The sequence below is a fragment of the Variovorax saccharolyticus genome, assembly GCF_030316765.1.
Taxonomy (GTDB): Bacteria; Pseudomonadota; Gammaproteobacteria; order Burkholderiales; family Burkholderiaceae_C; genus Variovorax; species Variovorax saccharolyticus.
In genome coordinates, this window is record NZ_JASZYT010000001.1 from 591,032 (window position 1) to 615,523 (window position 24,492).

Consider the following 24,492-nt stretch of genomic DNA (forward strand, 5'->3'; position numbering starts at 1 on the left):
TTGACGGTGGCTGTAGCTCAGCTGGTAGAGTCCCAGATTGTGATTCTGGTCGTCGTGGGTTCGAGTCCCATCAGCCACCCCAAACATTGAACGTCAGCAAACAGGCACCTCGGTGCCTGTTTTGCTTTTTGGGGCCGCGGTGCAGCGCCGCAATCAGGCGTTCGCCCACTTCCTCCTTCTAGCGAGTCCTTTGAAGCGGCGCCACCGGGAGAATGCCGGGTGCTTTTTGTGGATGCTGGCTTGCGGCAATTGTGATTTGAATTAGAATTTCGGCTTTCCAATAAGAGGATAAGCACAGATGGCTTCAACCCTTGCCGACATCAATTCGCAGATCAAGAAACACGACGAGCAGATCGCGCAATTGCGAAAGCAAGCCGAGGACCTGCGGAATCAGGAACGGGCGGGCATCATCGAAGAGGTGCGCAAAAAGATCGCCGAATATGGCCTGACCGCCACCGATCTGAAGCTCAGCGTGCGTGGTGCCAAGCGCAGCGTGGCTGTCGCGGCGCCCAAGAGTGCAGCCAAATACCGCAGCCCCACCGGCGAAACCTGGTCCGGCGGCCGTGGCCGCAAGCCGCGCTGGATCACCGAAGCACTGGCCGCCGGCAAGGCCCTGTCCGATTTCGAGATCAAGTAATCCGGTCAGTCCCGCCAAGCCAGCAAAAAGCCCCGCAATGCGGGGCTTTTGTCTTCCCGAGGCCGGCGCAAGCCCGGCCCGTTGGTGAAACACCGCGGAACCGGCTCCGCCGGGCCGCTGGTGTTGCCCCCGGCAGGGGGTGGGCGCCCGGACACGAAGTGCCGGGCAACCTGGGGGCGAGCCTAGTTCACCAGAACCAGCTTCCCCTTGACGCCCCGGGACCCCATGTGGGCATAGGCGGCGCGCAGTTCCGACATCGGAAGGGTCTGGTCGATCACCGGCTTGATCTTGCCCTGGCCGTACCACTTGGCCAATTCGGCCATCATTTGTGCATTGGCCTTGGGTTCGCGCCTGGCGAAATCGCCCCAGAACACACCGACCAGCGAGGCGCCCTTGAGCAGCGTCAAATTCAGCGGCAGCGACGGAATCGGGCCGGCGGCGAAACCGACGACCAGATAGCGGCCGCGCCAACCGATGGAGCGAAATGCCGGTTCGGCGAAATCCCCGCCCACCGGGTCGTAAATGACATCCGGGCCCTTGCCGTCGGTCGCTGCCTTGACCGCATCGCGAAAACCATTGGGCAGTGCATGGGTGGTGTAGTTGATCGTCGCATCGGCGCCAATGGACTTGCAGAGTTCGCATTTCTCGTCGGTCGATGCCGCAGCAATGACCCGGGCCCCGGCGGCTTTCGCGATCTGGATGGCCGCGGTGCCGACGCCGCCGGCCGCGCCCAGCACGAGGACCGTTTCACCGGCCTTCAATTGAGCGCGGTCCATCAATGCGTGCCACGAGGTCGCATAGATCATGATGAAAGCCGCCGCATCGACAAACCCGAAGCCCTCCGGCAATGGCATGCACAATGCCGCCGGCGCCAGCGTGTGGGTGCCGAAGCCGCCGGTGCCCGAAAGGCAGGCGACGTTCTGCCCGACCTTCAGGTGCGTGACGCCTTCGCCCACGGCGGCGACCACGCCGGCATATTCGGATCCGGGGACAAAGGGCAGCGGTGGCTTGATCTGGTATTTGTTCTGCACGATCAGCAGGTCCGGGAAATTCAGGCTCGCGGCCTTGATCTCGATCAGCACCTGACCGGGGCCCGGGGTGGGGGTCGGCAGTTCTTTCCAGGTCAGCGCCTCGACGCCGACGGGGTTCTCGCAGAGCCATGCGTGCATGCTCGTGTCTCCTGTGAATGAGTCTTGGGGCAATGAAAAATCCGGGCCATGATAGGCGGGCGGCACGAGGGGTGCATGTCCCAGCCGTGACGCACGCCCCGCCTACAATCGTCGCCACTGAACTGACGCCATGAAGATACTCATTTCGAACGACGACGGTTTCCAGGCGCCCGGCCTCGTCGCCCTGCACGACGCGCTGAAGGACATCGCCGAGGTCGAGGTCGTCGCCCCCGAGCACAACAACAGCGCGAAATCCAACGCCCTGACACTGGCCGCGCCGCTCTACGTGCACAAGGCGCACAACGGCTTTCGCTACGTCACGGGGACGCCGGCCGACTGCGTGCACATCGCCCTCAAGGGACTGCTCGACTATCGGCCCGATCTGGTGGTGTCGGGCATCAACAATGGCGCCAACATGGGCGACGACACGATCTATTCGGGCACTGTCGGCGCGGCCATGGAAGCCTACCTGTTCGGCATTCCCGCCATCGCCTTCTCCCAGATAGAGAAGGGCTGGGCCCATGTCGATGCGGCGGCGCAAGTCGCGCGGCGGCTGGTCCAGCAGATCGAGCGTGAACGCCTGATCGGCGGCAATGCCTTCCTGCTGAACGTCAACGTGCCGAACCTTCCCTTCGATGAGCTCAAGCCGGTCAAGGTCTGCCGCCTGGGGCGGCGCCACGCGGCCGAGAAGGTCATCACCCAGGACAGTCCGCGCGGCGAGACCATGTACTGGATCGCCGGCGCCGGAGGGGCGAAGGACAGCGGCGAAGGAACCGATTTCCATGCGACCGCCGAGGGCCATGTGGCCTTGACTCCGCTGCAGATCGACCTCACCGACCACGCGAACCTCGGCCACTGGCGCGACACCATGGTGCGTGTCGCGAGCAGCGCGTCCGGGAGCTGACTTGGCCAGCCAACGGCCCGGATTTCCGGTGCGCCTGACCCCCACGGCTTCGGCGGCAACGCGCGGCCGCCTGCCGGCCGTGCCGGTCAAGCCGCTGGTTCCGGCAACCCCCTCGATGGCGTCCGACGCGGTGCGGGCGCGCATGGTGCAGCGCCTGGCAGCCCAGGGCATCGCGGACAGCCGAGTGCTGCGTGCCATGGGCACCGTGGAGCGTCATCTGTTCGTCGACAGTGCGCTGGTCAACCAGGCCTACGAGGACACCAGCCTGCCGATCGGACTGGGCCAGACGATCTCGAAGCCGAATGTGGTCGCGCGAATGATCGAGCTGCTGCTCGGCGCTCCCGCGCTGGCCGGCAAGCCTGGCGATCGCCTCGGACGCGTGCTCGAGATCGGCACCGGATGCGGCTACCAGGCGGCCGTGCTGAGCCATGTCGCGAGCGAGGTCTACAGCATCGAGAGGCTGCGCGGCCTGCACGAGAGGGCGCGCGTCAATTTGCGTTCCTTCCGCCTGGCCACGGTGCACCTGATGCTGGGCGACGGCATGGTCGGCTATCCGAAGGGCGCGCCCTATGCGGGCATCATCGCCGCGGCCGGCGGCGAGGCGGTGCCCGAAGCCTGGGTCACGCAGTTGGCAGTCGGCGGCCGGATCGTCGCGCCGACCCAGTCGGCGAGCGGCGGACAGGCGCTGGTCGTCATCGACAAGACAGCGCGGGGGATCGAGCGCCGCATTCTTGAGGCGGTCCACTTTGTCCCCCTAAAATCGGGAATTGCTTGAAGGGAAGAACAATGCAGGGTATTGGCAATCGGAGCTGGCTAGCCGGCATGACGCTGGTGGGTGCGCTCGTGATTGCGGGGTGTGGCGCACCGCGCGGTCCGGTACCGGTCGAAGACCGCGGCACCATGACGCAGGCTCCGGGCGCGACCACTGGCGCCCCGGGCGGTCCGATGATCACCACCGATGCATCGGGCAAGCCGCTGCCCGGCATCGAGAACTACGGCAAGCCCGGCTACTACGCCGTGCGCCCCGGTGACACCATCCGCCGCATCGCGCTCGAGACGGGCCAGACCTGGCAGAACATCGCCCGCTGGAACAACCTCGACAATCCCGACCTGATCGAGGTCGGCCAGGTGCTGCGGGTCGTCCCTCCGACCGGCGCCAGTGCATCGGCGCCGGCTGGCGATGCCTCCGCCGCGACCACCAAGCCCGTGACCCAGCCGATCGTCGCGCCCGCGACCGCCGCTTCCGCAGCAGCGGCGGCAGCCGCGGCGACCGCAGCCGCGCCGGCCGCAAGCACCGCCACCGCCAAGCCGCCGGCGCCGGTCACCGCCTCGCCGACCCCGCCCGCGGCCGCGTCGGGCGACGAGGACGTGGGCTGGATCTGGCCGGCACAAGGCACCTTGATCGCGGGCTTCGACGAGTCCAAGAACAAGGGCCTCGACATCGGCGGCAAGGCCGGCGATTCGGTGCTGGCCGCGGCGGACGGCCGTGTGGTCTACGCCGGAGCAGGCTTGCGCGGCTACGGCAACCTGATCATCCTGAAGCACAACAACACCTACCTCACGGCCTATGCGCACAACCGCACCCTGCTCGTGAAGGAAGACCAGTCGGTGCAGAAGGGCCAGAAGATCGCCGAGATGGGCAACAGCGACGCCGACCGCGTCAAGCTGCACTTCGAAATCCGCCGCCAGGGCAAGCCGGTCGATCCGGCCCGCTACCTGCCGGTGCGCTAGTGCCATGGCCGCTCCTCGCCCTCATCGCATCGCGGACGTGCGGCGAGCGGCGGGCAACGGCGGCATCCCGATTCCATCGCTGGCGCGCAGCGCCGAGCCGGACGCCGACGACAGGGCCGGCGAGGCGCTGCCGGCCGAACTGGGCGGCGGCGACTCGCTGACCCTCTACCTGCGCGAAATCCGCCGCACGGAGCTGTTCACGCCCGACGAGGAGTACCGCACCGCCTGCGCTGCGCGCAGCGGCGATTTCGCGGCCCGGCAGTCGATGATCGAGCACAACCTCCGGCTGGTCGTGAACATCGCCAAGAGCTACCTGGGCCGCGGCGTGCCGATGGCCGACCTGATCGAGGAGGGCAATCTCGGACTGATGCACGCGATCAACAAGTTCGAGCCCGAGCGGGGCTTCCGCTTCTCCACTTATGCGACCTGGTGGATCCGGCAATCGATCGAGCGCGCGGCGATGATGCAGGCGCGGGCCATCCGCCTGCCGGTGCACGTGGTGCGCGAACTGCATCAGGTGATGCGCGCCCGCCGCACGCTCGAGGGCGATGCCGAGTTCCTGGCCCGGCGGCCCGATGGCGTGCGGGTCGAGGATGTGGCGGGGCTGCTCGGCCGCGAGGTGCAGGAAGTCGCCGAACTGCTGGCACTCGCCGAGGCCCCCCGTTCGCTCGATGCTGGCGGCGAGCGCGGTGACGACAGCTTCACGCTGGCCGATACCGTCGCATCGGACGATGAGGGCGCCGACCCCACCGGCGTCACGCAGACGCATGAAGTCGAGAAGCTTCTCGATCGCTGGATACTGGCGCTCAGCGAGCGCGAGCGCGAGGTGCTCGAAGGGCGCTTCGGGCTGCACGACCGCGATCCGGAGACGCTCGAGGTGCTGAGCGTGCGCCTCGGCCTGACGCGCGAGCGCGTGCGCCAGATCCAGAACGAGGCACTGGCCAAGATGCGCCGGCAGCTGGCGCGGGCCGGCGTGCAGCGCGACGCGTTGCTGTAGTGGGCGCATCGTCGGACCGCCCCCGCCACCCTGAGACAATCCGGGGATGACGGAATCGACAGACAAGAAGATGGCGCCCCCCGCGCACGATGAATGGCTGCAGGTCGAATCGCTCGATCTCGACGCCCAGGGCGTGGCGCACAAGGCCGACGGCATGGTGGTGTTCATCGAGGGCGCCTTGCCCTTCGAGGAAGTGCGCTTCAACGTGCATCGCAAGAAGAACAACTGGGAGCAGGGCACGGTGACCGCGATCAACCGCGAGTCTTCGCAGCGCGTGCGCCCGGGCTGCCCTCATTTCGGCCTGCATGCGGGCGCCTGCGGCGGCTGCAAGATGCAGCACCTCGATGCGGCGGCGCAGGTCGCGGTCAAGCAGCGTTCCCTCGAGGACAACCTGTGGCATCTCGGCAAGGTGCGGCCCGAGAACGTGCTGCGGCCGCTCGAAGGCCCGGCCTGGCACTACCGCTACCGGGCCCGCCTGTCGGTGCGCCACGTGGTCAAGAAGGGCACCGTGCTGATCGGCTTCCACGAGCGCAAGAGTCGCTACCTGGCCGACATGAAGGTCTGCCCCGTGCTGCCGGCGCAGGTCAGTGCGATGCTGATGCCGCTGCGCGAGCTGATCGGCTCGATGGATGCGCGCGAGACCTGCCCGCAGATCGAGCTGGCCTGCGGCGACGCGCCGGGCACCACCGGGCTCGGTGTCATCGCGCTGGTGCTGCGTCATCTCGAGCCGCTGTCCGATGCCGACGTGGCGCGCCTGAAGGCCTTCGCCGCGCGCAACGAGGGCGTCCAGTGGTGGTTGCAGGCCAAGGGCCCCGAGACCGTCAAGCTGCTCGAGGAGGGCGGGCCGGCGCTGGCCTACGGCCTGCCCGAGTTCGGCGTCACGATGCCGTTCAAGCCGACCGATTTCACGCAGGTCAACCCGCACATCAATCGCGTGCTGGTCGGGCGCGCACTGCGGCTGCTGGACGTCCGCGAGGACGAGCGCGTGATCGACTGGTTCTGCGGCCTCGGCAATTTCACGCTGCCGCTGGCGAGCCGTGCCCGCGAGGTGCTGGGCATCGAGGGCAGCGACACCCTGGTGGGGCGCGCCACCGCCAACTTCGAGCGCAACCGTGCCGCGGTGCCGGGCCGTCGCGCGCTCGCGCCGACGACCTTCGTGGCCCGCAACCTGTTCGAGATGACGCCGGCGATGCTGGTGGCCGACGGTGCTGCCGACAAATGGCTGGTGGACCCGCCGCGCGAGGGCGCCTTCGCGCTCGCCAAGGCGCTGGCCGACCTGCACCAGCAGGTCGAGCTGCACGACGGTGGCTGGGCACCGCCGCGGCGCATCGTCTACGTCAGCTGCAACCCCTCGACGCTGGCGCGCGACGCCGGGCTGCTGGTGCACCAGGCCGGCTACCGGTGCACCCATGCGGGCGTGGTCAACATGTTCCCGCACACGGCGCACGTCGAGTCGATCGCGGTCTTCGAGCGCGCATGAAGAAAGGGCCCCTCGGGGCCCTTTGCGATTGGAATGGCGAGCCGCTCAGTCGCGTTCGCCGCCGAAGATGCCCAACAGCGCCAGCAGGCTCTGGAACACGTTGAACAGGTCCAGGTACAGGGCCAGAGTGGCGCTGATGTAGTTGGTCTCGCCGCCGTCCATGATCTGCTTCAGGTCGTACAGCATGAAGGCCGAGAAGATGCCGATGGCGGCCACCGAGATGGCCATCATGCCGGCGCTCGAGCCGACGAAGACATTGATGATGGCGCCGACCATCAACACCATCGCGCCGACGAACAGCCATTTGCCCATGCCCGACAGGTCGCGCTTGATCACGGTGGCAAGCGAGGCCATCACGAAGAACACGCCGGCGGTGCCGCCGAAGGCCGTCATGATGAGTTCGGAGCCGTTCTTTAAGCCCAGCACCATCGCGATGAGGCGCGACAGCATCAGGCCCATGAAGAAAGTGAAGCCCAGCAGCACCGGCACGCCGGCGGCGGAGTTCTTGGTCTTCTCGATGGCGAACATGAAGCCGAAGGCGCCGCCGAGGAAGACGATCAGGCCGAGGCCGCCGGTCAGCGAGCGGGTGATGCCGGTGGCCACGCCCAGCCAGGCGCCCAGCACGGTGGGAAGCAGGCTCAGGGCCAGCAGCCAGTAGGTGTTGCGCAGCACGCGCTGGCGCTCGGCCTGCGGCAACGTCTGGCCGTAGCCGACGGATGTGTCGAGGGTGTTGACGCGGTCGTTCATTGCTGAAGCTCCTGGGTTGCCTGCAACGCTGCAGGTGGGCGCATTCTAGGGGGCTGCAAGGCCGGCCCCGCACAAAAACCCCGTCATGGAACGTTCCTAATGCGCGGCTGCGATGGCGGGTGCGCGGCCATCGCCATCCTGAACGCTATGCTTCAGGGTTGCTCAACTTTCCTGGAAGACCATGAAGACCAAATCCTTTCTCGAACTCGCGGACGTCAAGGCCGTCGCCGCTGCAGCCGAAGCCGAGGCTCTCAAGAACAACTGGGCGGTGACGATCGCCATCGCCGACGACGGCGGCAACCTGCTGTGGCTGCAGCGCCTGGACGGCGCCGCTGCGTTGTCGGCCCACATCGCGCCTGCCAAGGCCCACACGGCCGCCATGGGCCGCCGCGAAAGCAAGACCTACGAGGACATGATCAACGGCGGCCGGACCTCGTTCCTGACCGCGCCTGGCGTCCAGGGCCTGCTCGAAGGCGGCGTGCCGATCGTCAAGGATGGCCAGGTGATCGGCGCCGTTGGCGTCAGTGGCGTGAAGTCGAACGAAGATGCCCAGATCGCCAAGGCCGGCATCGCCGCGCTGGGACTCTGAGGCGCAGCCGCACAAAGCAAAACGCCGTCCTTCGGGACGGCGTTCTTGTTTGTAGCTCAGCGTGAAAAAAAGCTTGGCTAGTCGGCGAACCGTTGGCTAGCAAAAAACGACCCTTTGGAGATGAATCTCCTCGAGTCGCCCCACGATGAAACTTGCGCGAGGGGCGAAGCGATCCCTATTTGGTCAGGATCAGCTTGCCGAGTTTGGTGGCTTGCAGGCGATACAGCGAGCCGTTGTGCAGGATGCCGACGGTCTTGCCGCCCTGGAGAAGCTCCGCGCTTTCGACCAGCGGAGCAGGGCGGGCCGATTCGGCCGCAGCGCGGCCCCCGCCTGAATGATCCAGCGAGGGGTGGTTCAGCACGGTGAAGGCGTTGGGCGTTGCGGACATTCGATGACTCCTGTGTCGAAGCGGTAGGTTAATGATAACCATTCTCAATTGAAAGTCAATCGCCGCGATCGATTTTTTTGACTTGCGTGCGCTGCCTACTTCGCGTCGGGTTCGGTCACGAAGCCGATCTTGCGCACGCCGGCTTCCCGCGCCGCCGACATCGCCTTGGCCACGCGCTCGTAGCGCACCGCCTTGTCGCCGCGGATGTGCAGCTCGGGCTGCGGTTCCTTGGCTGCCTCGGCGGCCAGCCGCCCGACCAGTTCGGTGTCCTCGATCTTCTGCTCGTTCCAGTAGTAGCTGCCGTCGGCCGCCACCGTGAACAGGATGTTTTGCGGCTTGGTCTGTTCCGGCTCGCTGCTGGCGCGGGGCAGGTCGATGTTGACCGCGTGCTTCATCACCGGCACGGTGATGATGAAGATGATCAGGAGCACCAGCATGACGTCGACCAGCGGCGTCATGTTGATCTCGTTCATGACCTCGTCGGGTTCGTCCTGAGTACCGAATGCCATGACGGTCAGACCTTCTTGAGCGGAACGACGGTGGCTTCAACGCCGCTCTGGACCCGGGCGCCGGTCACGAAGTAGGCGTGCAGGTCGTGCGCGAAGCTGTTGAGCTTGGTCAGCACGAACTTGTTGCCGCGCACCAGCGCGTTGTAGCCCAGCACCGCGGGAATGGCGACCGCCAGGCCCAGCGCGGTCATGATCAGCGCCTCGCCGATCGGGCCGGCCACCTTGTCGATGGTCGCCTGTCCGGCCGAGCCGATGCTCATCAGCGCGTGGTAGATGCCCCAGACGGTGCCGAACAGGCCGATGAAGGGCGCGGTCGAGCCGACCGACGCGAGGATCGCCAGGCCGGTCTGCAGGCGCGCGGTGAATTCGTCGATGCCGTTGCGCAGCGCGCGGGTGATCCAGTCGCTGACGTCGAGCGCGTCGTGCAGGTGGGCCTTGGTGTTGCGGTGGTGGGCAGCGGCCTCGCGGCCTTCGAGCGCGAGAGCGCGGAACGGGTTACCGTCGTCCTTGCCGAGCTTGGCCAGCGCGGTGGCGAAGTCCTCGCTGTGCCAGAAATCCTGCGAGTGCTTCGCCAGGCGCTTGTACTTGATGACGTCGATCGCCTTGATGAGGATCACGATCCAGGATGCGAGCGACATGCCGATCAGCAGCAGCGCGACAGCCTTGGTGACGAAGTCGCCTTGCTGCCAGACGTTCATCAGGCCAAAGTGGGAATCCATACGAAACTACTCCAGAAAAATTAATTGAGAACCCAGTTGATCGGCACGTTGAACTCCATCGGTTCAACGACCCCATTTCGTTTGCCCGGCACGTAGCGCCAGCCCATCACGGCGGTGCGGGCGGCCTCGTCGAGCCGCTCGTAGCCGCTCGACTGGCGGATGGAGGCCTGCTTGGGCAGTCCGTCGACGCCGATCAGCACCCTCACGATCGTCTTGCCCTGCTCGCCGAGCCGCTTGCTCATGGCTGGATAGACTGGCTTCGGGTTCTGCAGGTAGTCGGCGTTGCTCGACGGCAGCTGGACCGAGGGCGGCGCCGGCGGCGCGGGCGGTGGCGCGGGCGGCTCCGGCGGTGCGGGGGGCGCGGGCGGTGCCGGCGGCGGGGGCGGCTCGATGCTGCCGGTCGGCGCGTTGGGTGCCGGCGTCGGCTTGAGCTCGCGGATCGCCTGGGGCCGCGGCGGCGGCGGTGTCTTGGTCACCACGCGCTTGGGCTCCGGCGGTGGCGGGGGAGGCGGCGGCGGCAGTTCCTTGGGCTTCGGCGGCTCGATGAACTCGCTGAGGATCTGGACCGGGATCACCACCTCGGCGGCGCGGCGCAGCAGCCCGCTTTGCAGCGCCCAGAGAGCCGCGACGTGAAACAGCACCACGCCGCCTGCGATGACGGCGTTGCGCGACAGGCCAAGGGCCGATGGGGGCGGGGAAAAGCGGTCAGACACGATCAACCATTCGAATGCGGGCGCCCAGAAAGGTGCCCCGGTGCAGCAAAACCGCTACGCTAAAGGATTACTTGCGAAGAATCCACCAGACCGAGCTGGCGACCAGGATCAAGCTGCCGACGAGTGCCGAGACGAGTTCCATGCGTTGCTTTCCTTGATGGAATTGGCAAGCTGGATCGCCTGTGGGCCGGTATCGCGGTGAAGCGCCGCGACCGGATGCGAGGCGCTGCATTGAGCGACCACATCGCGCGCGCAGCCTTCGCACTGGCCGCATTGGGTGGCGACGCCGAGTTCGAACTGCACTTCGTCGAAGGTCATGCCGGCGCGCGCATGGCGCGCGATTTCGCGGTCGGAGATTCGGCGACAGACGCAGACGATCATGGCGGTGAAGGCGGCTTGTAGCTGGCTTGTTTGTAGGAGGCTTGATTATAAATACGAATTCTTCGCATTTGCAATAACTATCGCATCCGCAGGGTCGGGCCCCTGCAAATCTCCGCCTAGACTTCAGACCACATGCGAAGCAGGTTGTGGTAGTGGCCGGTGAGGGCGATCGATTCCTCGGACTCGCCGAGCCGGCCACGCAGTTTCTGGATCACCTGGTCGAGTTCGAACAGCATCGCGCGCTGGCGATCGTCGCGCACCATGCTTTGCAGCCAGAAGAAGGAGCACACGCGGGCGCCTTGCGTCACCGGGTGGACCCGGTGCAGGCTGCTCGACGGGTAAAGGATCAGGTCCCCCGCCGGCAGCTTGACTTCATGGGCCCCGTAGGTGTCGACCACCTCGAGTTCGCCGCCTTCGTATTCTTCGGGATCGCAGAGGAACAGGGTGCACGACAGGTCGGTGCGCAGTTGCTCGCCGGTGCCCGGCACCGAACGCACCGAGCCGTCGACATGCAGCCCGTAGTGCTCGCCGCCCTCGTAGCGGTTGAACAGCGGCGGCACGAAGCGCAGCGGCAGGGCGGCCGAGAAGAACAGCGGATTCCGGGCCAGTGCCGCCAGGATGGTGCGGCCCAGCTCGTGTCCCACCGGGGACTGCTCCGGCAACTGCCGGTTGCGCTTGACCCGGGCGCCCTGGTCGCCCACGGTCGCGCGGCCGTCGACCCAGTCGGTGGCTTCCAGCCTGGCACGCATTTCACGCACCTGCTCGGCGCTCAGTACATCGGGCACATGCAGCATCATCTTGCGGATTCCTCAATGAAAAAGCCCCGGCCGTGGGGCCGGGGCTCGAGTGTCGCACCGCCTCGATGCGACGGGGTTGACCAGGGTCAGAAGGCGAAGTTGGCCGTGACGCGGGCCGAACGCGGAATGCCCGGCGTGTAGCGGTAGCCGCTCTTGTTGATCGCCGCCACGTACTGCTCGTCGAAGATGTTGTAGACGTTCAGCTGGAGTTCGACGTTCTTGTTGATGCGGTACGAGGCCATGGCGTCGAACACCCAGTAGGCGTCGGTGTAGGCCGGGGTGCCGATGGCGCCGTCGGTGCCGCGATGCAGCTTGCCGTTGTAGCGTGCGCCGCCGCCGATGGTCAGGCCGAAGGGCAGCTGGTAGCTGGTCCACAGCGTGAAGGCGTTCTTGGGCGTGTAGGCCAGCACGTCGCTGCCGTCGGCGGTGACGGCCGGGCCGCTCTGCACCGAGGTGTCCATGGTCGTGAAGCCGGCGCTGACGCCCCAGTTGGCGGTGATCGCGCCGGCGGCGCCGAGCTCGATACCCTGCACGCGCTTCTTGCCGGTCTGGTAGTACAGCAGCGTGGTCGGGTCCTGCACCACTTCGTTCTTGACCTCGGTGCGGTAGAGCGCGGCGGTCAGCGACAGGTTCTTGTTCAGCACGTCCCACTTGGTGCCGACCTCATAGGTGGTGGCTTCCTGCGGGTCGAAGTCGGTGCGAGAGGCGCTGCTGCCAGTGCCGGCGGCGGCCAGGGCGAAGTTGGCGCCGCCCGGCGGTTGGGACGAGGTGCCCCAGGCCGCGTAGATGCTGCCGTTCTCGGCCGGCTTGTAGACCACGCCGAGCTTGCCGCTCCAGAGGTCGCCCGAGGTCGACAGATCGGTCGGGGTGATGGCGCGCGAAGGCAGGGTCAGCGCGGTGGCCGAGTAGCTGGTGTCGTAGTGGTCGTAGCGGACGCCGCCGGTGAGCTGCCACTGCTCGTTGATCTTCATCGTGTCGAAGGCGTACAGGCTGACCGTGTCGGTCTTCCCGAACGAGCCCGTGCCATTGGAGATCCGGTTGTAGCCGGTCACGTTCGGATTCGGGTTGTACAGGTTGGCGACCGGCCAGGAACCGGCCGGCGCGAAGGTCGTGTTGATCGACGCAAAGCCCGGCGAGTAGAAGTTGCCGAGCGACTGTTCCTCGCGCAGCAGCTCGAGGCCGAAGTTCGCGGTGTGGCTGAAGGCGCCGGTGTTGAACTTGGACGACAGGCTGGTCTGGTTCAGGATGATGGTGTTTTCCTGATCCTTGTTGGTCGGTCCGTTGCGCGTGACGGTCCAGGTCAGCGGGTTGTTCGGGTTCGGCGTGTTGATGAAGCCGGCCGTGAGCGCGGGCACCGTGCCGCGGTAGGTACTGGTCTGGCCCACGCGCGTGGCCGTGAGGCCGCCGAGCATGAACGAGGTCAGCATGTAGTCCTGCTGGGTCTTGCCGTAGCGCGTGACGTTGCGCAGCGTCATGTCGGGCGTGATGTCGTGCTCGACGCGCGCGGTGAACATGTCGGCCGTCACGTCGTTGAAGTCGGACGTGGTGCCGTAGAAGTTCTTCGAATCGACGGGCTGCGCGAAGTTGAGGAAGGTCCGGCGCAGGATCGGCGAGTTGATCAGCAGCGCGTCCGGGGTCGAGTAGCCGGGCAGGCCGATGGTCGGCACGCCGCCGTCGGGCACGTTGTCCTGCTTCACGTGCAGGTAGTCGAGGAACACGCGCGTCGGCGTGTTGAGGCCGAAGGCGATCGAGGGCGCGAAGCCCCAGCGCTTGTTCTTCACTTCGTCGCGGCCGGCGACACCACCGTCTTCGGCGACTGCATTGATGCGGAAGGCGGTGGACGAGCCGTCGGCGGCGCCGATGACGCGGTTCCAGTCGAGCGTGCCGCGGCCGAAGTCTGCGCTGCCGTAGGTGAGCGAACCCGAGAAGCTGTTCTCGAGCTTCGGCTTCTTGCTGATCAGGTTGATGTAGCCGGTCGGCGAGGTGCGGCCGACATCGGTGCCCGACGGGCCCTTGACCACTTCGACCTGCTCGATGTTGAACATGTCGCGCGAAATGGAACCGAGGTCGCGCACGCCGTCGACGAAGATGCTGCCCGACGCATCGAAGCCGCGCATGAAGATCGAGTCGCCGGTGTTGGTGTTGCCGTTCTCGCCGAGGAAGAAGGCGCCCGCGCCCGGGGTGTTGCGCAGCGCCTCGGTCAGCGTGGTGGCGCCTTGCTCGCGCATCAGGGCTTCGGGAATCACCTGGATGACCTGCGGAATGTCCACCAGCGGTGCGGTGAACTTCGGGTTGGCCGAGTTCTCGACCCTGAAGTCGTTCGCCGTGGTGTCCTCGACGCGGACTTCCTTGAGGGTGTTCGAGGTGGTCTGCGCGGAGGCGGGCAGGGACAGTGCAATCAGCGTGGCGGCAGCGGCCGCGCTGCCGAACGGAGGCAGCGCGCGCGCGACAGCGTGCTTGCGGCTCTTGATGTAGGCCATGAGGGATTCCCAGGTGAAAACGAAACTGAGAGCTCGACTGGCGGGTCCCGGCGCGGCTCGGCGAGGCGAGGGCGGGATTGGCTGGGTGAGCTGATTCGCGGAGGCGCGAAGTCAGGTAATGATAATAAATCTCAATACGCTTGTTAACACAGCATTCATATTGAGAGACATTTCGTAGACATTGGGGGGCTTGTCGTTGTTTGAGCGCAACTTTTGCACTCAATAAACGTCGCGGCGGTATCTGCCGCTTGCCAAAAGCTCCCCCATGCCCGCTTCACCGACGATCTGCCGGAGCGCCGCATCGACGCCGCCTGCCATGCCCTGCAGGCTGCCGCAGACATAGATCGCCGCATCCCGCGCGATCCAGTCCCGGACCTCTTCGTGAAGCTGCAGCAGCCGGTGCTGGACATAGCGCCGTTCCGCCTGGTCGCGCGAAAAGACCATGTCCAGACGCTGCAGGACGCCCGTGCGCTGCCAGGCTTCGAGCTCGCCGCGGCACAGGTAGTCGTGGGCTTCGTTGCGCTCGCCGAAGACCAGCCAGTTGTCGTGCCGGCCCAGCGCGGCGCGGGCGCGCAGGTGGCCGCGCAGGCCGGCCAGCCCGGTGCCGTTGCCGATCAGGAGCAGCGGCCGCTGCGCGTTCTCGCCGAGGCGGAAATTGCGGTGCGGGCGCAGGCGCAGTTGCAGCGTGTCGCCGAGCCCGAGGGACGAGGTCAGCAGGCCCGAACCGGCGCCGAGGCTGCCGTCCGGATGCCGCTCCTGCCGCACCAGCAGGTGCAGCTCGCCGTCGGTCGGAATGGAGGCGATCGAATAGTCGCGCGGCCGGCCCGGATCGCTCGCGAGGCTCAGCTGGGCGATGTCGCCGGACTCCCAGTGCGGCGCCGGGCCGGACGCGGGCGCGAAGGCCAGCAGGTAGACCGGCGCACCCGCGCTGCCGCCGTTCAGCAGGCTGCGCCGGGCCAGGCGCCACGGCGCGGCGGCGGCTTCGGCCGTGTCGGCTGCGTCGTCGGCCGGCGCGCCGCCCCACTGCGACTGCCAGGCGGCGAGCGCGGCGGGCTCGGCGTTGTCGACTTCGATGCGTTCGAAACTGCGCGTCGCGCCGGCCGCGTGCAGCCAGTCGTCGAGCAGCCGCCCGAAGCGGCAGAAATTGGCGTACTGGCGGTCGCCCAGCGCGAGCACCGCATAGCGCAGCGAACTCAGGTCCGCCTTGGCGCCCATGATGTGCTCGGCGAACACGCTGGCGCCGTCGGGCGCATCGCCTTCGCCGTAGGTGCTGGCGATGAACAGCGCCTGCGGCGCCTGGCGCAGGAGTTCCGCGTTCGCCTCGTTGAGCGACATCACGCGCGCGGGCGTGCCGGCATCGTGCAGCCAGCGACCGGTTTGCCAGGCCAGCGCCTCCGCCTGGCCGGTCTGGCTGGCGAACAGCACCAGCGTCGCCGCGCGGGGGTCGTTGCCGGCCAGGGCCGCGCCCCGTTGCGTCAAGGCTTCGCGCCGACGGCGCTGCCGCATCCAGATGGCTGCGCACAACGCGGCATAGGCGAGCAGCGTCAGGCCCGCAGCCAGCGCCCGCAGCGCGGTCTCGTTCATGGGGCGAGGGAAGCGTCCGGCCAGCCGGCGCTCGTGACGATGCGCGGGCCCCGGTCGTCACGACAAACGAAGAGCGCGGGCACCGCGTGCCGCTCGGCGAAAGCCAGGCCGTCCTCGGGCCCGAGCACGGTCAGCACCGTGGCGAGCGCATCGGCCTGCATGCACTCGCGGTGCAGCACCGTCACCGATGCGAGCGCGTGGCGCACGGGCTCGCCGGTGCGCGGATCGAGGGTGTGCGACCAGCGTCGGCCCTGATGCTCGCGCACGTGCCATCGGTCGCCGGAGGTCGCGATCGCGAGTTCGGCGAGTGCCACATGGCTGGCCGCGCCGGCCGGCGCGGCCACCTGCACTCGCCAGGGATCGCCGCCGGGGCGGCGGCCGGCCGCGCGCAGTTCGCCGCCGACCTCGACCAGGAAATCCGACAGTCCGAGCGCGCGCAAGGCAGCGCTGGCCTGGTCGACCGCGAAGCCCTTGGCGATGCCGGAGAGATCGAGTTCGACCGCGCCCGGCTGGACGGCCGTGCGGGTCTCGGGGTTGAGCGCCAGGCGCTGCCAGCCGACCCTTGCGCGTGCCTGGGCCAGCGCCGCGGAAGAGGGCGGCCCTGCGTTCGATGCATCCGCGTGGGCACCGAAGCCCCACAGGCCGACCAGCGGCCCGATGCTCGGGTCGATCGCTCCGCCGCTGGCGGCTGCCCATTGCAGCGCGCAGGCCAGCACCTCGGCGAAGCCGGGCTCGAGCAGGTGCCGGCTGCCGGCTTCCGAGCGGTTGAAGCGGCTGATGTCCGAGTCCGGTTCCCAGGTGCTCATCTGCGCGACCACGCGGTCGAGCGCGGCCTGGACGCCCGCGCGCACGTCATCGAGGGCGAGCATGCGCGGGTTGTCGAAGCGCAGCGACCAGCTCGTGCCCATGCTGCGGCCCGCCACGGACTGCAGCGTCGGCGGATCGGCGCGACGCGGCCGCGGCGTGTTGGCGTAGCCGCCCGCGCGCCAGGTCGCGAACGAAGGGCGAGGCGCGGACGTTTCGGGCGTGGAACTCAGGGCATCACTTCCAGGGTTGCGGCATAGCTCAGGCGGCGTTCCTTGGCCTTCGGCACCGAGGTCTTCTGGTCGGTCGTGCTGACGTCGAGCCAATACATGCCGGCCACCGGCCAGGTCACGCTGAACTGGCCCTTGGCGTCGGTCTTGAGCTTGAGTTCGTCGAGTTTGTCGCGGTAGCGCGTGTTGCCCAGCGTGACCGTGACCTCGAGATCCTTGGCGGGCTGGCCGTCGAGTTGCAGCGTGAAGCTGGTCTTCTCGCCCTTCACCAGGTCGGTCGGGTTGGCCGTGACCAGTTCGAGGCCCTTGCCGGTAGCCCGCAGCGTGCTGGGCTTGCCGACGGTGATGAAGGTCTCGTTGCGGCCGGCCGACTGCGTGATCTCGACTTCCAGCGCATCGGCCGGGATCTGGGCGGCCAGGCTCTCAGCGGTGCCGCGGGCGCGCTTGGTCTGGCCCGTGGCCTTGTCCTTCCAGCGCGCGAAGATGCCGTCGTTGACCAGCGCGACGCGGTAGGTGCCGGGCTGCGTGAGGTTCAGGTCGAACACGCTGCGCAGCTTGCCCTTGAACATGTTCTCCGGCTTGATCGCGCTGCCGTCGGGTGCGGTGACGGCCAGGCTGTCCAGGTTCAGCGGGTTGTGATTGAAGAAGAACAGGTCGTTCGAGACCGCGGCATCGACCGTGACCCAGTCGGCCTTGGAGAGGACCGTGCTCGAGGGCATCAGCCACGCGTTGTGGGCCTGGACGGCGGCGGCGCCGGCGCTGAGGGCGAGACCGAGTGCGAGGGTGCGAAGAGAGAGCTTCATGATGGATTTCCGGTAGAGGGGAAAGGAAGAAAGGCTCAGGGCTTGAGTTCGAGCGAGACCTCGCCGAGCTCGCTGCTGCCCGCGACCTTCGACTGATCGGCCTTCGCCGGCGGCCACTGGAACGGGATGCTCACGATCTCGCGGCCGCCGACCTCGCGCGCCGCTTCGACGTACAGCTTGTAGGCGCCGGGGGCCAGCTTGGGCAGCGCCACCGAACCTTCGGAGAGCGCGATCTGATGCTTGCCGGCCGGCCGCGTGGCGCTGCTCACGCCGTCGACCGGCATCTCCAGCTCGCGGCCGGTGCGCCGCCACCACTGGCGCATGTCCTTCAGCCACTTGGTGCCTTCGCCTTCGGCGTTGCCGCCCTTGTTCTTGACGTCGTACCAGACTGCCAGCGTGCTGGCGACCGACTGATCGGGCCGCTCGATCCAGGCCGCCACGTAGGGGCGGTGGTACTCGGACACGTTGAGTCGCGGCACTTCGATGTTGACCGTGAGCCCCGCGGCGAAAGCCGGTGCGCCGAACAGCGCGGCGAGTGCGAGGGAGTAGCGAACTTGCACGAAAAACCTCTTTCCTGGATCAGTGGATGAACAGCAGCGCGAGCAGCACCGGAATGACCAGGCCCATGCCGACCATCGGCCAGGTGAAGGGCCGGTTGCCGGCGTGCATCTTGAGAATGAAAAGCCCGGTGATCGAGAACACCAGCGTGGCGGCCGCGAAGATGTCGATGAACCAGCTCCAGGCGGCACCGCTGTTGCGGCCCTTGTGCAGGTCATTGAAATAGGAGAGCCAGCCGCGGTCGGTACGCTCGTACTCGGCCTCGCCGTCGATCAGGCTGAGGCGCAGCCAGGCATCGCCGCCGGGGCGGGGGAGGGAGAGGTAGATCTCGTCGTCCGTCCACTCGGCTTCACGCCCGCCGGTGTCGATGTCCCACTGATTGCGGATCCACTGCTGGAGCTCGGCGGGCAGTTCGGCCTTGCCCTTCTGCGCCTTGGCGGCCGCGACCTGCTTCTGCAGCGCGGCGCGCAGCGCATCGTCGACGCTGGCGGTGCGGCTCGTCACCTTCGGCTTGGCCTCGATGCTGGCCGCGTGATTGAGCGTGAAGCCCGTGACGCCGAACAGCAGCAGTCCGATCAGGCAGAGCGCCGAACTGACCCAGTGCCATTCGTGCAGGGTCTTGAGCCAGTAGGCGCGGCGGCGGTTGTCGGTGGTGGCGGCGGTCATCGGAGCGGAGGATTCTAGCCGCTCAGATGAGAATGAATTCTATTTGCAGGGCCTCCGCCCAAACTGTCCGCGCCGCGGTGATGCCGCTCCAGCCCTTGTCGAGGCTGGAGGGATTGCTCTCATTTCGATAGCGATGAAGTTTCGTAAAGTCAAAAAAAAGCGGGGCAATGCCCCGCTGGCATGGCGACGCGACGCGCCTATTCGGCTTCACCCATCTGCGACTGCAGGTAGTTCTGCAGCCCGACCTTGCCGACCAGTTCGATCTGGGTCTCGAGGAAATCGATGTGCTCCTCGGTGTCGTCCAGGATCTCCTGCAGCAGGTCGCGCGAGACATAGTCGCGCACGCTTTCGCAGTGGGCGATGCCGGCCTTGATCGTGGCTTGGGCGCCGGTCTCGGCGCGCAGGTCGCATTCGAGGATCTCGGGCACGTCCTCGCCGACCTGGAGCTTCGCGAGGTCCTGCAGGTTCGGCAGGCCGTCGAGCATGAAGATGCGGTCCATGATCTTGTCGGCGTGCTTCATCTCGCCGATCGATTCGTCGTATTCCTTCTTGGCCAGCTTGTCGAGGCCCCAGTGCTTGAGCATCCGGTAGTGGAGGAAGTACTGGTTGATCGCGGTCAGCTCGTTCTTGAGCTGCGCCTGCAGATGGTCGATGACTTGTGGGTCGCCCTTCATGATTTTTCCTTGTTCTTAAAAGGTCGATTGTGAGAGCCCGCCACCGGGCGGCGCAAGTAAACCCATGAGCAAGCGGTCTGCATGCGTGTGAGGTTGATAGGTGTTCGCATTCATAGGGGTGCCCAATACATTCCATAGTCGATTGCTATCAAAAGTGAGCAATTGGTAGTTATACTAATACCTCGCACTTTTCATCAACCACCCCGGAAACCTACATGTCCCTGATCAATACCGAAATCATCCCGTTCAAGGCCACGGCTTATCACAATGGCAAGTTCGTGCCTGTCAGCAACGAGAACTTCAAGGGCAAGTGGTCCGTCGTCGTGTTCTACCCGGCCGATTTCACCTTCGTGTGCCCGACCGAACTGGGCGACCTGGCCGACCACTATGCTGAATTCCAGAAGCTCGGCGTCGAGGTGTACGGCGTTTCGACCGACACCCACTTCACCCACAAGGCCTGGCACGACACCTCGGACACCATCGGCAAGGTGCAGTACCCGCTGATCGGCGACCCGAGCCAGCAACTGGCGCGCGCCTTCCAGGTCCTGATCGAGGAAGGCGAAGACGCCGGTCTCGCCTACCGCGGCACCTTCGTGATCGACCCCGAAGGCAAGATCAAGACCATCGAAGTGCACGACAACGGCATCGGCCGTGACGCCGCCGAACTGCTGCGCCGCGTGAAGGCTGCCCAGTACGTCGCTGCGCACCCGGGCGAAGTCTGCCCCGCCAAGTGGACCGAAGGCGCGGAAACGCTCAAGCCTTCGTTCGACCTGGTCGGCAAGATCTAAGTCGCTTCGTTCGCCCCAGAGCCCGGGCTGCGTTCGCTCCCGGGCTTTTTCGTTCCCATTGCATTGAAGAAGAAGGTTTAACCATGCTCGACGCCGGCACCAAATCGCAACTCAAAAGCTACCTCGATCGCATCACGCAGCCGGTCGAGATCGTCGCATCGCTCGATGACAGCAAGGCGTCGGGCGATCTGCAGGCGTTGCTGAAGGACGTGGCCGAATCGTCGCCGCTGGTGAAAGTCACCGAGAGCCGCGACGACCAGCATCGCAAGCCCTCCTTCTCGATCAACCGGCCCAGCGAAAACCACGGTCCGCGCTTCGCGGGCATCCCGATGGGCCATGAATTCACCTCGCTGGTGCTCGCGCTGCTGCAGGTCGGCGGCTACCCGCCCAAGGTCGACGAGGCCGTGCTGCAGCAGATCCGCTCGCTCGACGGCGACTTCGAGTTCGAGATCTACATCTCGCTGACCTGCCACAACTGCCCGGACGTGGTGCAGGCGCTGAACCTGATGGCGGTGCAGAACCCGCGCATCAAGGCCACGATGATCGACGGCTCGCTGTTCCAGGACGAAGTCAAGGAGCGTCAGATCATGGCCGTGCCGACCGTCTTCCTGAACGGCACCGAGTTCGGCCAGGGCCGCATGAGCCTGGAGGAAATCCTCGCCAAGATCGACACCAGCGGCGTCGAGCGCGAGGCCCGGAAGATCGCCGCCAAGGAGCCCTTCGACGTGCTGATCGTCGGTGGCGGCCCGGCCGGCGCCGCCGCCGCGGTGTATGCCGCGCGCAAGGGCATCCGCACCGGCGTGGCCTCGGAGCGCTTCGGCGGCCAGGTGCTCGACACCATGGGTATCGAGAACTTCATCTCGATCCGCGAGACCGAAGGCCCCAAGTTCGCGCTCGCGCTCGAGGAGCATGTGCGCGACTACGACGTCGACATCATGAACCTGCAGCGTGCCGCGGCGCTGGTCCCGGGCGAGGACTTCATCGAGATCCAGCTGCAGAGCGGCGCCACGCTGAAGAGCCGCTCGGTCGTGATCTCGACCGGCGCGCGCTGGCGCAACATCAACGTGCCGGGCGAGCACGAGTACAAGAACAAGGGCGTGGCCTATTGCCCGCACTGCGACGGTCCGCTGTTCAAGGGCAAGCGCGTGGCGGTCATCGGCGGCGGCAACTCGGGCGTCGAGGCGGCGATCGACCTGGCCGGCATCGTCGGCCACGTGACCCTGATCGAGTACGACACGCAACTGCGTGCCGACGCCGTGCTGCAGCGCAAGCTGCACAGCCTGGCCAACGTGAAGGTGATCACCAACGCGCAGACCACCGAGATCACGGGCGACAAGCAGAAGGTCAACGGCCTGGTCTACAAGGACCGTGCGACGGGCGAGAGCCACACGGTGCCGCTCGAGGGCGTGTTCGTCCAGATCGGCCTGATTCCGAACACCGATTGGCTCAAGGGCACGGTGGAGTTGTCCAAGCACGGCGAGATCGTGGTCGACAACAAGGGCCAGACCTCGGTGCCGGGCGTGTTCGCGGCCGGCGATGCGACGACGGTGCCGTTCAAGCAGATCATCATCGCCGCCGGTGATGGCGCGAAGGCGGCGCTGAGCGCCTTCGATCACCTGATCCGTACGTCGGCGCCGGCCGAAGAGGCCGTCGCGGCCTGACCCGGCATCTCTTCATCGCCCTTCCGGGGCGGTGAAGAGCGGGCGCATTTTCGTCGTCACATCGAGAGCTTTCCGGAGGCGGAAGCGCCTCGATCGCCCCCAAAAAAAGAGTGACATTTAATTACTAATGAGAATTATTCTCATATAGTACGGGTCGGGCACTTAGCCCGTTCACCCGCCAGCCAGATCGAGGTGCGCCGACCCGGCGCGTGGTCCAGCAAGCAGCTTCTCCAAACGCTGTCCCTGGACTCCACGTGTCACGCTCCAACGCCTTCTCGCATCGACTTCGACTTCTTCCCTGGCTGATCGCTTCTGCCTTCAGCACCCATTCGCTCGCTCAGGAAGCCGGCCCGGCCCGCATCGCGGCACTCGGCGAAATCGTGGTGAGCGGCACGCGCTCCGAGCAGAGCAGGGACGACATCCCGGCGACGGTCGAGGTGATCGATCGGCAGCAGATCGAGTTCGAGCAGATCCACGACATCCGCGATGCGGTGCGCGACATTCCCAACGTGTCGGTGCGCCGCGCGCCCGCGCGCTTCGGACTGGCCACCGGCAACACCGGCCGCGACGCCAACGCGGGCTTCAACATCCGCGGCCTCGACGGCAACCGCGTGCTGCTGATGACCGACGGCATCCGCATGCCGCGCAGCTATGTCTTCAGCGCCAATGCCTTCGGCCGCGACTACTTCGACCTCGGGCTGATCGAGCGGATCGAGATCATCAAGGGCCCGGTGTCGGCACTTTACGGATCGGACGGCCTGGCCGGCCTGGTGAACTTCATCACGCGGCAGCCCGAGAGCTTCCTGGCCGACGGCAAGACCTTCGGCGGCAGCGCGAACGTCGGCTACAGCGGCGACAACAACGGCTGGCAGGGCGGCGTCACGATGGCAGGCAAGGCGAGCGACACGGTCAGCTGGCTGATCTCCGCTAACGGCAGCCGTACCCACGAGCTGGAGAACATGGGCACCAACTACGCCCGCAACTCGGACCGCACGGCGCCCAATCCCGAGCTCAGCAACACCCAGTCGCTGCTTGCCAAGGTGGTGGTCACGCCGAATGCAGACCTGACGCACAACCTCACCTTCGAGCATGTGGCCAGGTCGACCGGCTATGACCTGCTCTCGGGCATCTCGAAGCCGCCGCTGACGGCGACCTCGGTGATCGGCCTCGGCGCCCTGACCAACCTGCAGCGCGACCGCCTGACCTGGGATGGCCGGCTGCGTGTGAACTCGGTGCTGGCCGACAACGTGCTGGGTTATCTCAGCTACCAGAAGGCCGATTCGCGCGAGCAGGCCTGGGAGACGCGCTACCGGTCTGCCACCCGGATGCGCGACGTCGACTACAGCGAGAACACCTGGCAGGCCGGGCTGCAGGCCGACAAGACGCTGCGGATGTCCGGCGACTGGTCGCAGCGCATCACCTACGGCTTCGACTACACGAACACGCAGGTGGAGAACCTGCAGACCGGCCTGGTGCCGCCCGTCGGCGAGGTCTATCCTCTGAAGCGTTTTCCCGACACCACCGAGAAGACCGCGGCCTTCTACATCCAGGACGAATTCATCCATGACCAATGGAGCATCACCCCCGGGGTGCGTTTCGACCATTTCGACATCGATGCCGACCAGGCCGGATTCACCCCTCGCGCGGTCTCGCTGTCCGACTCGGCGGTTTCGCCGAAGCTGGGCGTGCTGTTCCGTGCCACGCCGCAATGGACCCTCTACGGCAACTACGCCGCGGGCTTCAAGGCACCCAACGCCTTCCAGGTCAACAACTTCTTCGAGAACGTGGTGTCGGGCTACCGGACCATCCCGAACCCCAACCTCAAGCCGGAAACGAGCCAGAACTTCGAGCTCGGCACGCGCGGCCGCGTCGGCATCCTGAACTTCGAGGCGGCGGTCTTCACCGGCACCTACGACGACATGATCGAGAACGATCGCCAGGTCAGCGGCGTCTTCGGCTCGCGCACCAATCCCGCGACCTTCCAGTCGGTCAACATCGGCCGCGCGCGCATCGACGGCTTCGAGTTCAAGGGCGAGCTCGACTGGACCCGCGAGGGCACCGGCTTCTCGCTGCCCTTCGCCTATGGGCGCACCAACGGCGAGGACCGCACGGCGAACGTCCCGCTCAACTCGGTCGAGCCGGAGAAGTTCGTCGCCGGCCTCAAGTACCAGGCCCCGACCTGGACCGTGCGCCTCGACGCGGTCCACTACGCGGCCAAGAAGCGCAGCGATGTCGATCCGGCCGAGGTCACCACCGGCGTGCAGTTCCTGACTCCCTCGGCCACCACGCTGGACCTGAATGCGCAGTGGCGCATCCGGCGCGACCTGCGCCTGAACGTCGCGTTGATCAACGTGACCGACAAGAAGTACTGGATGTGGAGCGACGTGCGCGGTCTCGCCGCGAGTTCGCCCGTCGTCGATGCCTACACCCAGCCCGGCCGGCACTTCAACGTGTCGCTCGTCGCCGATTTCTGACCCCCTCAC

At 66.5% G+C, this 24,492-nt stretch carries 25 protein-coding genes and 1 tRNA gene; 11 read left to right on the forward strand and 15 right to left on the reverse strand.

Translation table 11 applies throughout. The features are described 5' to 3' along the window. Positions 1 to 6 precede the first annotated feature (6 nt). Positions 7 to 82: transfer RNA gene (locus QTI45_RS02925), tRNA-His, on the forward strand. Positions 83 to 298: 216 nt separating this feature from the next. Continuing rightward, complete coding sequence (locus QTI45_RS02930; protein ID WP_286367255.1) at positions 299 to 637, forward strand: H-NS histone family protein; 339 nt, start codon at positions 299 to 301, stop codon at positions 635 to 637. A 182-nt stretch (positions 638 to 819) separates the two neighbouring features. Here QTI45_RS02930 and QTI45_RS02935 read toward each other — a convergent pair whose 3' ends face one another. After that, the gene (locus QTI45_RS02935) at positions 820 to 1,806 is read right to left on the reverse strand and encodes an NADPH:quinone oxidoreductase family protein (RefSeq protein WP_286367256.1); all 987 of its coding nucleotides are present in this window, start codon (positions 1,804 to 1,806) and stop codon (positions 820 to 822) included. A gap of 130 nt (positions 1,807 to 1,936) precedes the next feature. On the opposite strand from QTI45_RS02935, the gene surE reads away from it, so the two are divergent. Genes surE through rlmD form a run of 5 tightly spaced genes read left to right on the forward strand, consistent with a single transcriptional unit; the run spans position 1,937 to position 6,918 of the window. Then, positions 1,937 to 2,710 carry a 5'/3'-nucleotidase SurE gene (surE, locus tag QTI45_RS02940; protein ID WP_286367257.1) on the forward strand — a complete coding sequence of 258 codons (774 nt, stop codon included), beginning with the start codon at positions 1,937 to 1,939 and terminating at the stop codon, positions 2,708 to 2,710. 1 nt (position 2,711) lies between these two features. Next, complete coding sequence (locus tag QTI45_RS02945; RefSeq protein ID WP_286653444.1) at positions 2,712 to 3,485, forward strand: protein-L-isoaspartate(D-aspartate) O-methyltransferase; 774 nt, start codon at positions 2,712 to 2,714, stop codon at positions 3,483 to 3,485. An 11-nt stretch (positions 3,486 to 3,496) separates the two neighbouring features. Beyond that, positions 3,497 to 4,441 carry a peptidoglycan DD-metalloendopeptidase family protein gene (locus tag QTI45_RS02950; protein ID WP_286653445.1) on the forward strand — a complete coding sequence of 315 codons (945 nt, stop codon included), beginning with the start codon at positions 3,497 to 3,499 and terminating at the stop codon, positions 4,439 to 4,441. Positions 4,442 to 4,445: 4 nt separating this feature from the next. Then, positions 4,446 to 5,438: a sigma-70 family RNA polymerase sigma factor gene (locus QTI45_RS02955; protein ID WP_286653446.1), complete on the forward strand. Its 993-nt coding sequence runs from the start codon at positions 4,446 to 4,448 to the stop codon at positions 5,436 to 5,438. A 46-nt stretch (positions 5,439 to 5,484) separates the two neighbouring features. Further along, entirely contained in the window at positions 5,485 to 6,918 is a 1,434-nt protein-coding gene (gene rlmD / locus QTI45_RS02960) for a 23S rRNA (uracil(1939)-C(5))-methyltransferase RlmD (protein WP_286653447.1), read from the forward strand. A 45-nt stretch (positions 6,919 to 6,963) separates the two neighbouring features. Here the strand turns inward: rlmD and QTI45_RS02965 are convergent, their stop codons facing one another. Continuing rightward, positions 6,964 to 7,665 (reverse strand): Bax inhibitor-1/YccA family protein, encoded by a 702-nt coding sequence (locus tag QTI45_RS02965; protein WP_286653448.1) that lies wholly within the window; start codon positions 7,663 to 7,665, stop codon positions 6,964 to 6,966. A gap of 181 nt (positions 7,666 to 7,846) precedes the next feature. Here QTI45_RS02965 and QTI45_RS02970 point away from each other — a divergent pair, with 181 nt between their 5' ends. Continuing rightward, a complete protein-coding gene (locus tag QTI45_RS02970; RefSeq protein WP_286653449.1) occupies positions 7,847 to 8,254 on the forward strand; it encodes a GlcG/HbpS family heme-binding protein in 408 nt (135 codons plus the stop codon). A gap of 175 nt (positions 8,255 to 8,429) precedes the next feature. On the opposite strand, the gene hemP is transcribed toward QTI45_RS02970, so the two are convergent. The 13 genes from hemP to bfr all read right to left on the reverse strand — a co-directional run bounded on the left by hemP (position 8,430) and on the right by bfr (position 19,560). Next, positions 8,430 to 8,642, reverse strand: coding sequence for a hemin uptake protein HemP (gene hemP, locus QTI45_RS02975; protein ID WP_286653450.1), 213 nt, complete (start codon positions 8,640 to 8,642; stop codon positions 8,430 to 8,432). A gap of 95 nt (positions 8,643 to 8,737) precedes the next feature. Then, entirely contained in the window at positions 8,738 to 9,151 is a 414-nt protein-coding gene (locus tag QTI45_RS02980; protein WP_286367265.1) for an ExbD/TolR family protein, read from the reverse strand. A 5-nt stretch (positions 9,152 to 9,156) separates the two neighbouring features. Next, positions 9,157 to 9,870 carry a MotA/TolQ/ExbB proton channel family protein gene (locus tag QTI45_RS02985; RefSeq protein ID WP_286367266.1) on the reverse strand — a complete coding sequence of 238 codons (714 nt, stop codon included), beginning with the start codon at positions 9,868 to 9,870 and terminating at the stop codon, positions 9,157 to 9,159. Between the two features lie 20 nt (positions 9,871 to 9,890). Continuing rightward, positions 9,891 to 10,586: an energy transducer TonB gene (locus QTI45_RS02990; RefSeq protein ID WP_444813251.1), complete on the reverse strand. Its 696-nt coding sequence runs from the start codon at positions 10,584 to 10,586 to the stop codon at positions 9,891 to 9,893. A 105-nt stretch (positions 10,587 to 10,691) separates the two neighbouring features. Continuing rightward, entirely contained in the window at positions 10,692 to 10,964 is a 273-nt protein-coding gene (locus QTI45_RS02995; protein WP_286367268.1) for a (2Fe-2S)-binding protein, read from the reverse strand. Between the two features lie 116 nt (positions 10,965 to 11,080). Beyond that, positions 11,081 to 11,761 (reverse strand): Fe2+-dependent dioxygenase, encoded by a 681-nt coding sequence (locus tag QTI45_RS03000; protein WP_286367269.1) that lies wholly within the window; start codon positions 11,759 to 11,761, stop codon positions 11,081 to 11,083. Between the two features lie 86 nt (positions 11,762 to 11,847). Then, on the reverse strand, positions 11,848 to 14,241 hold the full coding sequence (locus tag QTI45_RS03005) for a catecholate siderophore receptor Fiu (protein ID WP_286653452.1): 2,394 nt from the start codon (positions 14,239 to 14,241) through the stop codon (positions 11,848 to 11,850). A gap of 219 nt (positions 14,242 to 14,460) precedes the next feature. Then, complete coding sequence (locus QTI45_RS03010; RefSeq protein ID WP_286653453.1) at positions 14,461 to 15,825, reverse strand: sulfite reductase subunit alpha; 1,365 nt, start codon at positions 15,823 to 15,825, stop codon at positions 14,461 to 14,463. Beyond that, positions 15,822 to 16,733, reverse strand: coding sequence for an FAD:protein FMN transferase (locus QTI45_RS03015; RefSeq protein ID WP_353621282.1), 912 nt, complete (start codon positions 16,731 to 16,733; stop codon positions 15,822 to 15,824). The genes QTI45_RS03010 and QTI45_RS03015 overlap by 4 nt, the downstream gene beginning before the upstream one ends. A gap of 125 nt (positions 16,734 to 16,858) precedes the next feature. Continuing rightward, entirely contained in the window at positions 16,859 to 17,662 is an 804-nt protein-coding gene (locus tag QTI45_RS03020; RefSeq protein WP_286653454.1) for a DUF4198 domain-containing protein, read from the reverse strand. A 35-nt stretch (positions 17,663 to 17,697) separates the two neighbouring features. Next, positions 17,698 to 18,222 carry a DUF2271 domain-containing protein gene (locus QTI45_RS03025; RefSeq protein ID WP_286367273.1) on the reverse strand — a complete coding sequence of 175 codons (525 nt, stop codon included), beginning with the start codon at positions 18,220 to 18,222 and terminating at the stop codon, positions 17,698 to 17,700. A gap of 19 nt (positions 18,223 to 18,241) precedes the next feature. Continuing rightward, complete coding sequence (locus QTI45_RS03030; protein WP_286653455.1) at positions 18,242 to 18,886, reverse strand: PepSY-associated TM helix domain-containing protein; 645 nt, start codon at positions 18,884 to 18,886, stop codon at positions 18,242 to 18,244. Between the two features lie 197 nt (positions 18,887 to 19,083). Further along, entirely contained in the window at positions 19,084 to 19,560 is a 477-nt protein-coding gene (bfr, locus tag QTI45_RS03035) for a bacterioferritin (protein ID WP_286653456.1), read from the reverse strand. Positions 19,561 to 19,775: 215 nt separating this feature from the next. Between bfr and ahpC the strand changes: the two genes are divergently transcribed. The 3 genes from ahpC (at position 19,776) to QTI45_RS03050 (ending at position 24,483) form a co-directional block, all read left to right on the forward strand. After that, the gene (gene ahpC / locus QTI45_RS03040; protein WP_286367276.1) at positions 19,776 to 20,348 is read left to right on the forward strand and encodes an alkyl hydroperoxide reductase subunit C; all 573 of its coding nucleotides are present in this window, start codon (positions 19,776 to 19,778) and stop codon (positions 20,346 to 20,348) included. An 83-nt stretch (positions 20,349 to 20,431) separates the two neighbouring features. Further along, a complete protein-coding gene (ahpF, locus tag QTI45_RS03045; RefSeq protein WP_286653457.1) occupies positions 20,432 to 22,009 on the forward strand; it encodes an alkyl hydroperoxide reductase subunit F in 1,578 nt (525 codons plus the stop codon). A gap of 254 nt (positions 22,010 to 22,263) precedes the next feature. Next, a complete protein-coding gene (locus tag QTI45_RS03050) occupies positions 22,264 to 24,483 on the forward strand; it encodes a TonB-dependent hemoglobin/transferrin/lactoferrin family receptor (RefSeq protein ID WP_286653458.1) in 2,220 nt (739 codons plus the stop codon). Positions 24,484 to 24,492: the final 9 nt, after the last annotated feature.

Bases quoted from the DNA above. Each gene is read 5' to 3' on its own strand.
- QTI45_RS02930 (WP_286367255.1), top strand. From the start codon at position 299: ATGGCTTCAACCCTTGCCGACATCAATTCGCAGATCAAGAAACACGAC.
- QTI45_RS02935 (WP_286367256.1), bottom strand. From the start codon at position 1,806: ATGCACGCATGGCTCTGCGAGAACCCCGTCGGCGTCGAGGCGCTGACC.
- surE (WP_286367257.1), top strand. From the start codon at position 1,937: ATGAAGATACTCATTTCGAACGACGACGGTTTCCAGGCGCCCGGCCTC.
- QTI45_RS02950 (WP_286653445.1), top strand. From the start codon at position 3,497: ATGCAGGGTATTGGCAATCGGAGCTGGCTAGCCGGCATGACGCTGGTG.
- QTI45_RS02955 (WP_286653446.1), top strand. From the start codon at position 4,446: ATGGCCGCTCCTCGCCCTCATCGCATCGCGGACGTGCGGCGAGCGGCG.
- rlmD (WP_286653447.1), top strand. From the start codon at position 5,485: ATGACGGAATCGACAGACAAGAAGATGGCGCCCCCCGCGCACGATGAA.
- QTI45_RS02965 (WP_286653448.1), bottom strand. From the start codon at position 7,665: ATGAACGACCGCGTCAACACCCTCGACACATCCGTCGGCTACGGCCAG.
- QTI45_RS02970 (WP_286653449.1), top strand. From the start codon at position 7,847: ATGAAGACCAAATCCTTTCTCGAACTCGCGGACGTCAAGGCCGTCGCC.
- hemP (WP_286653450.1), bottom strand. From the start codon at position 8,642: ATGTCCGCAACGCCCAACGCCTTCACCGTGCTGAACCACCCCTCGCTG.
- QTI45_RS02980 (WP_286367265.1), bottom strand. From the start codon at position 9,151: ATGGCATTCGGTACTCAGGACGAACCCGACGAGGTCATGAACGAGATC.
- QTI45_RS02985 (WP_286367266.1), bottom strand. From the start codon at position 9,870: ATGGATTCCCACTTTGGCCTGATGAACGTCTGGCAGCAAGGCGACTTC.
- QTI45_RS02995 (WP_286367268.1), bottom strand. From the start codon at position 10,964: ATGATCGTCTGCGTCTGTCGCCGAATCTCCGACCGCGAAATCGCGCGC.
- QTI45_RS03000 (WP_286367269.1), bottom strand. From the start codon at position 11,761: ATGATGCTGCATGTGCCCGATGTACTGAGCGCCGAGCAGGTGCGTGAA.
- QTI45_RS03005 (WP_286653452.1), bottom strand. From the start codon at position 14,241: ATGGCCTACATCAAGAGCCGCAAGCACGCTGTCGCGCGCGCGCTGCCT.
- QTI45_RS03010 (WP_286653453.1), bottom strand. From the start codon at position 15,825: ATGAACGAGACCGCGCTGCGGGCGCTGGCTGCGGGCCTGACGCTGCTC.
- QTI45_RS03015 (WP_353621282.1), bottom strand. From the start codon at position 16,733: ATGGGCACGAGCTGGTCGCTGCGCTTCGACAACCCGCGCATGCTCGCC.
- QTI45_RS03020 (WP_286653454.1), bottom strand. From the start codon at position 17,662: ATGAAGCTCTCTCTTCGCACCCTCGCACTCGGTCTCGCCCTCAGCGCC.
- QTI45_RS03030 (WP_286653455.1), bottom strand. From the start codon at position 18,886: ATGACCGCCGCCACCACCGACAACCGCCGCCGCGCCTACTGGCTCAAG.
- bfr (WP_286653456.1), bottom strand. From the start codon at position 19,560: ATGAAGGGCGACCCACAAGTCATCGACCATCTGCAGGCGCAGCTCAAG.
- ahpC (WP_286367276.1), top strand. From the start codon at position 19,776: ATGTCCCTGATCAATACCGAAATCATCCCGTTCAAGGCCACGGCTTAT.
- ahpF (WP_286653457.1), top strand. From the start codon at position 20,432: ATGCTCGACGCCGGCACCAAATCGCAACTCAAAAGCTACCTCGATCGC.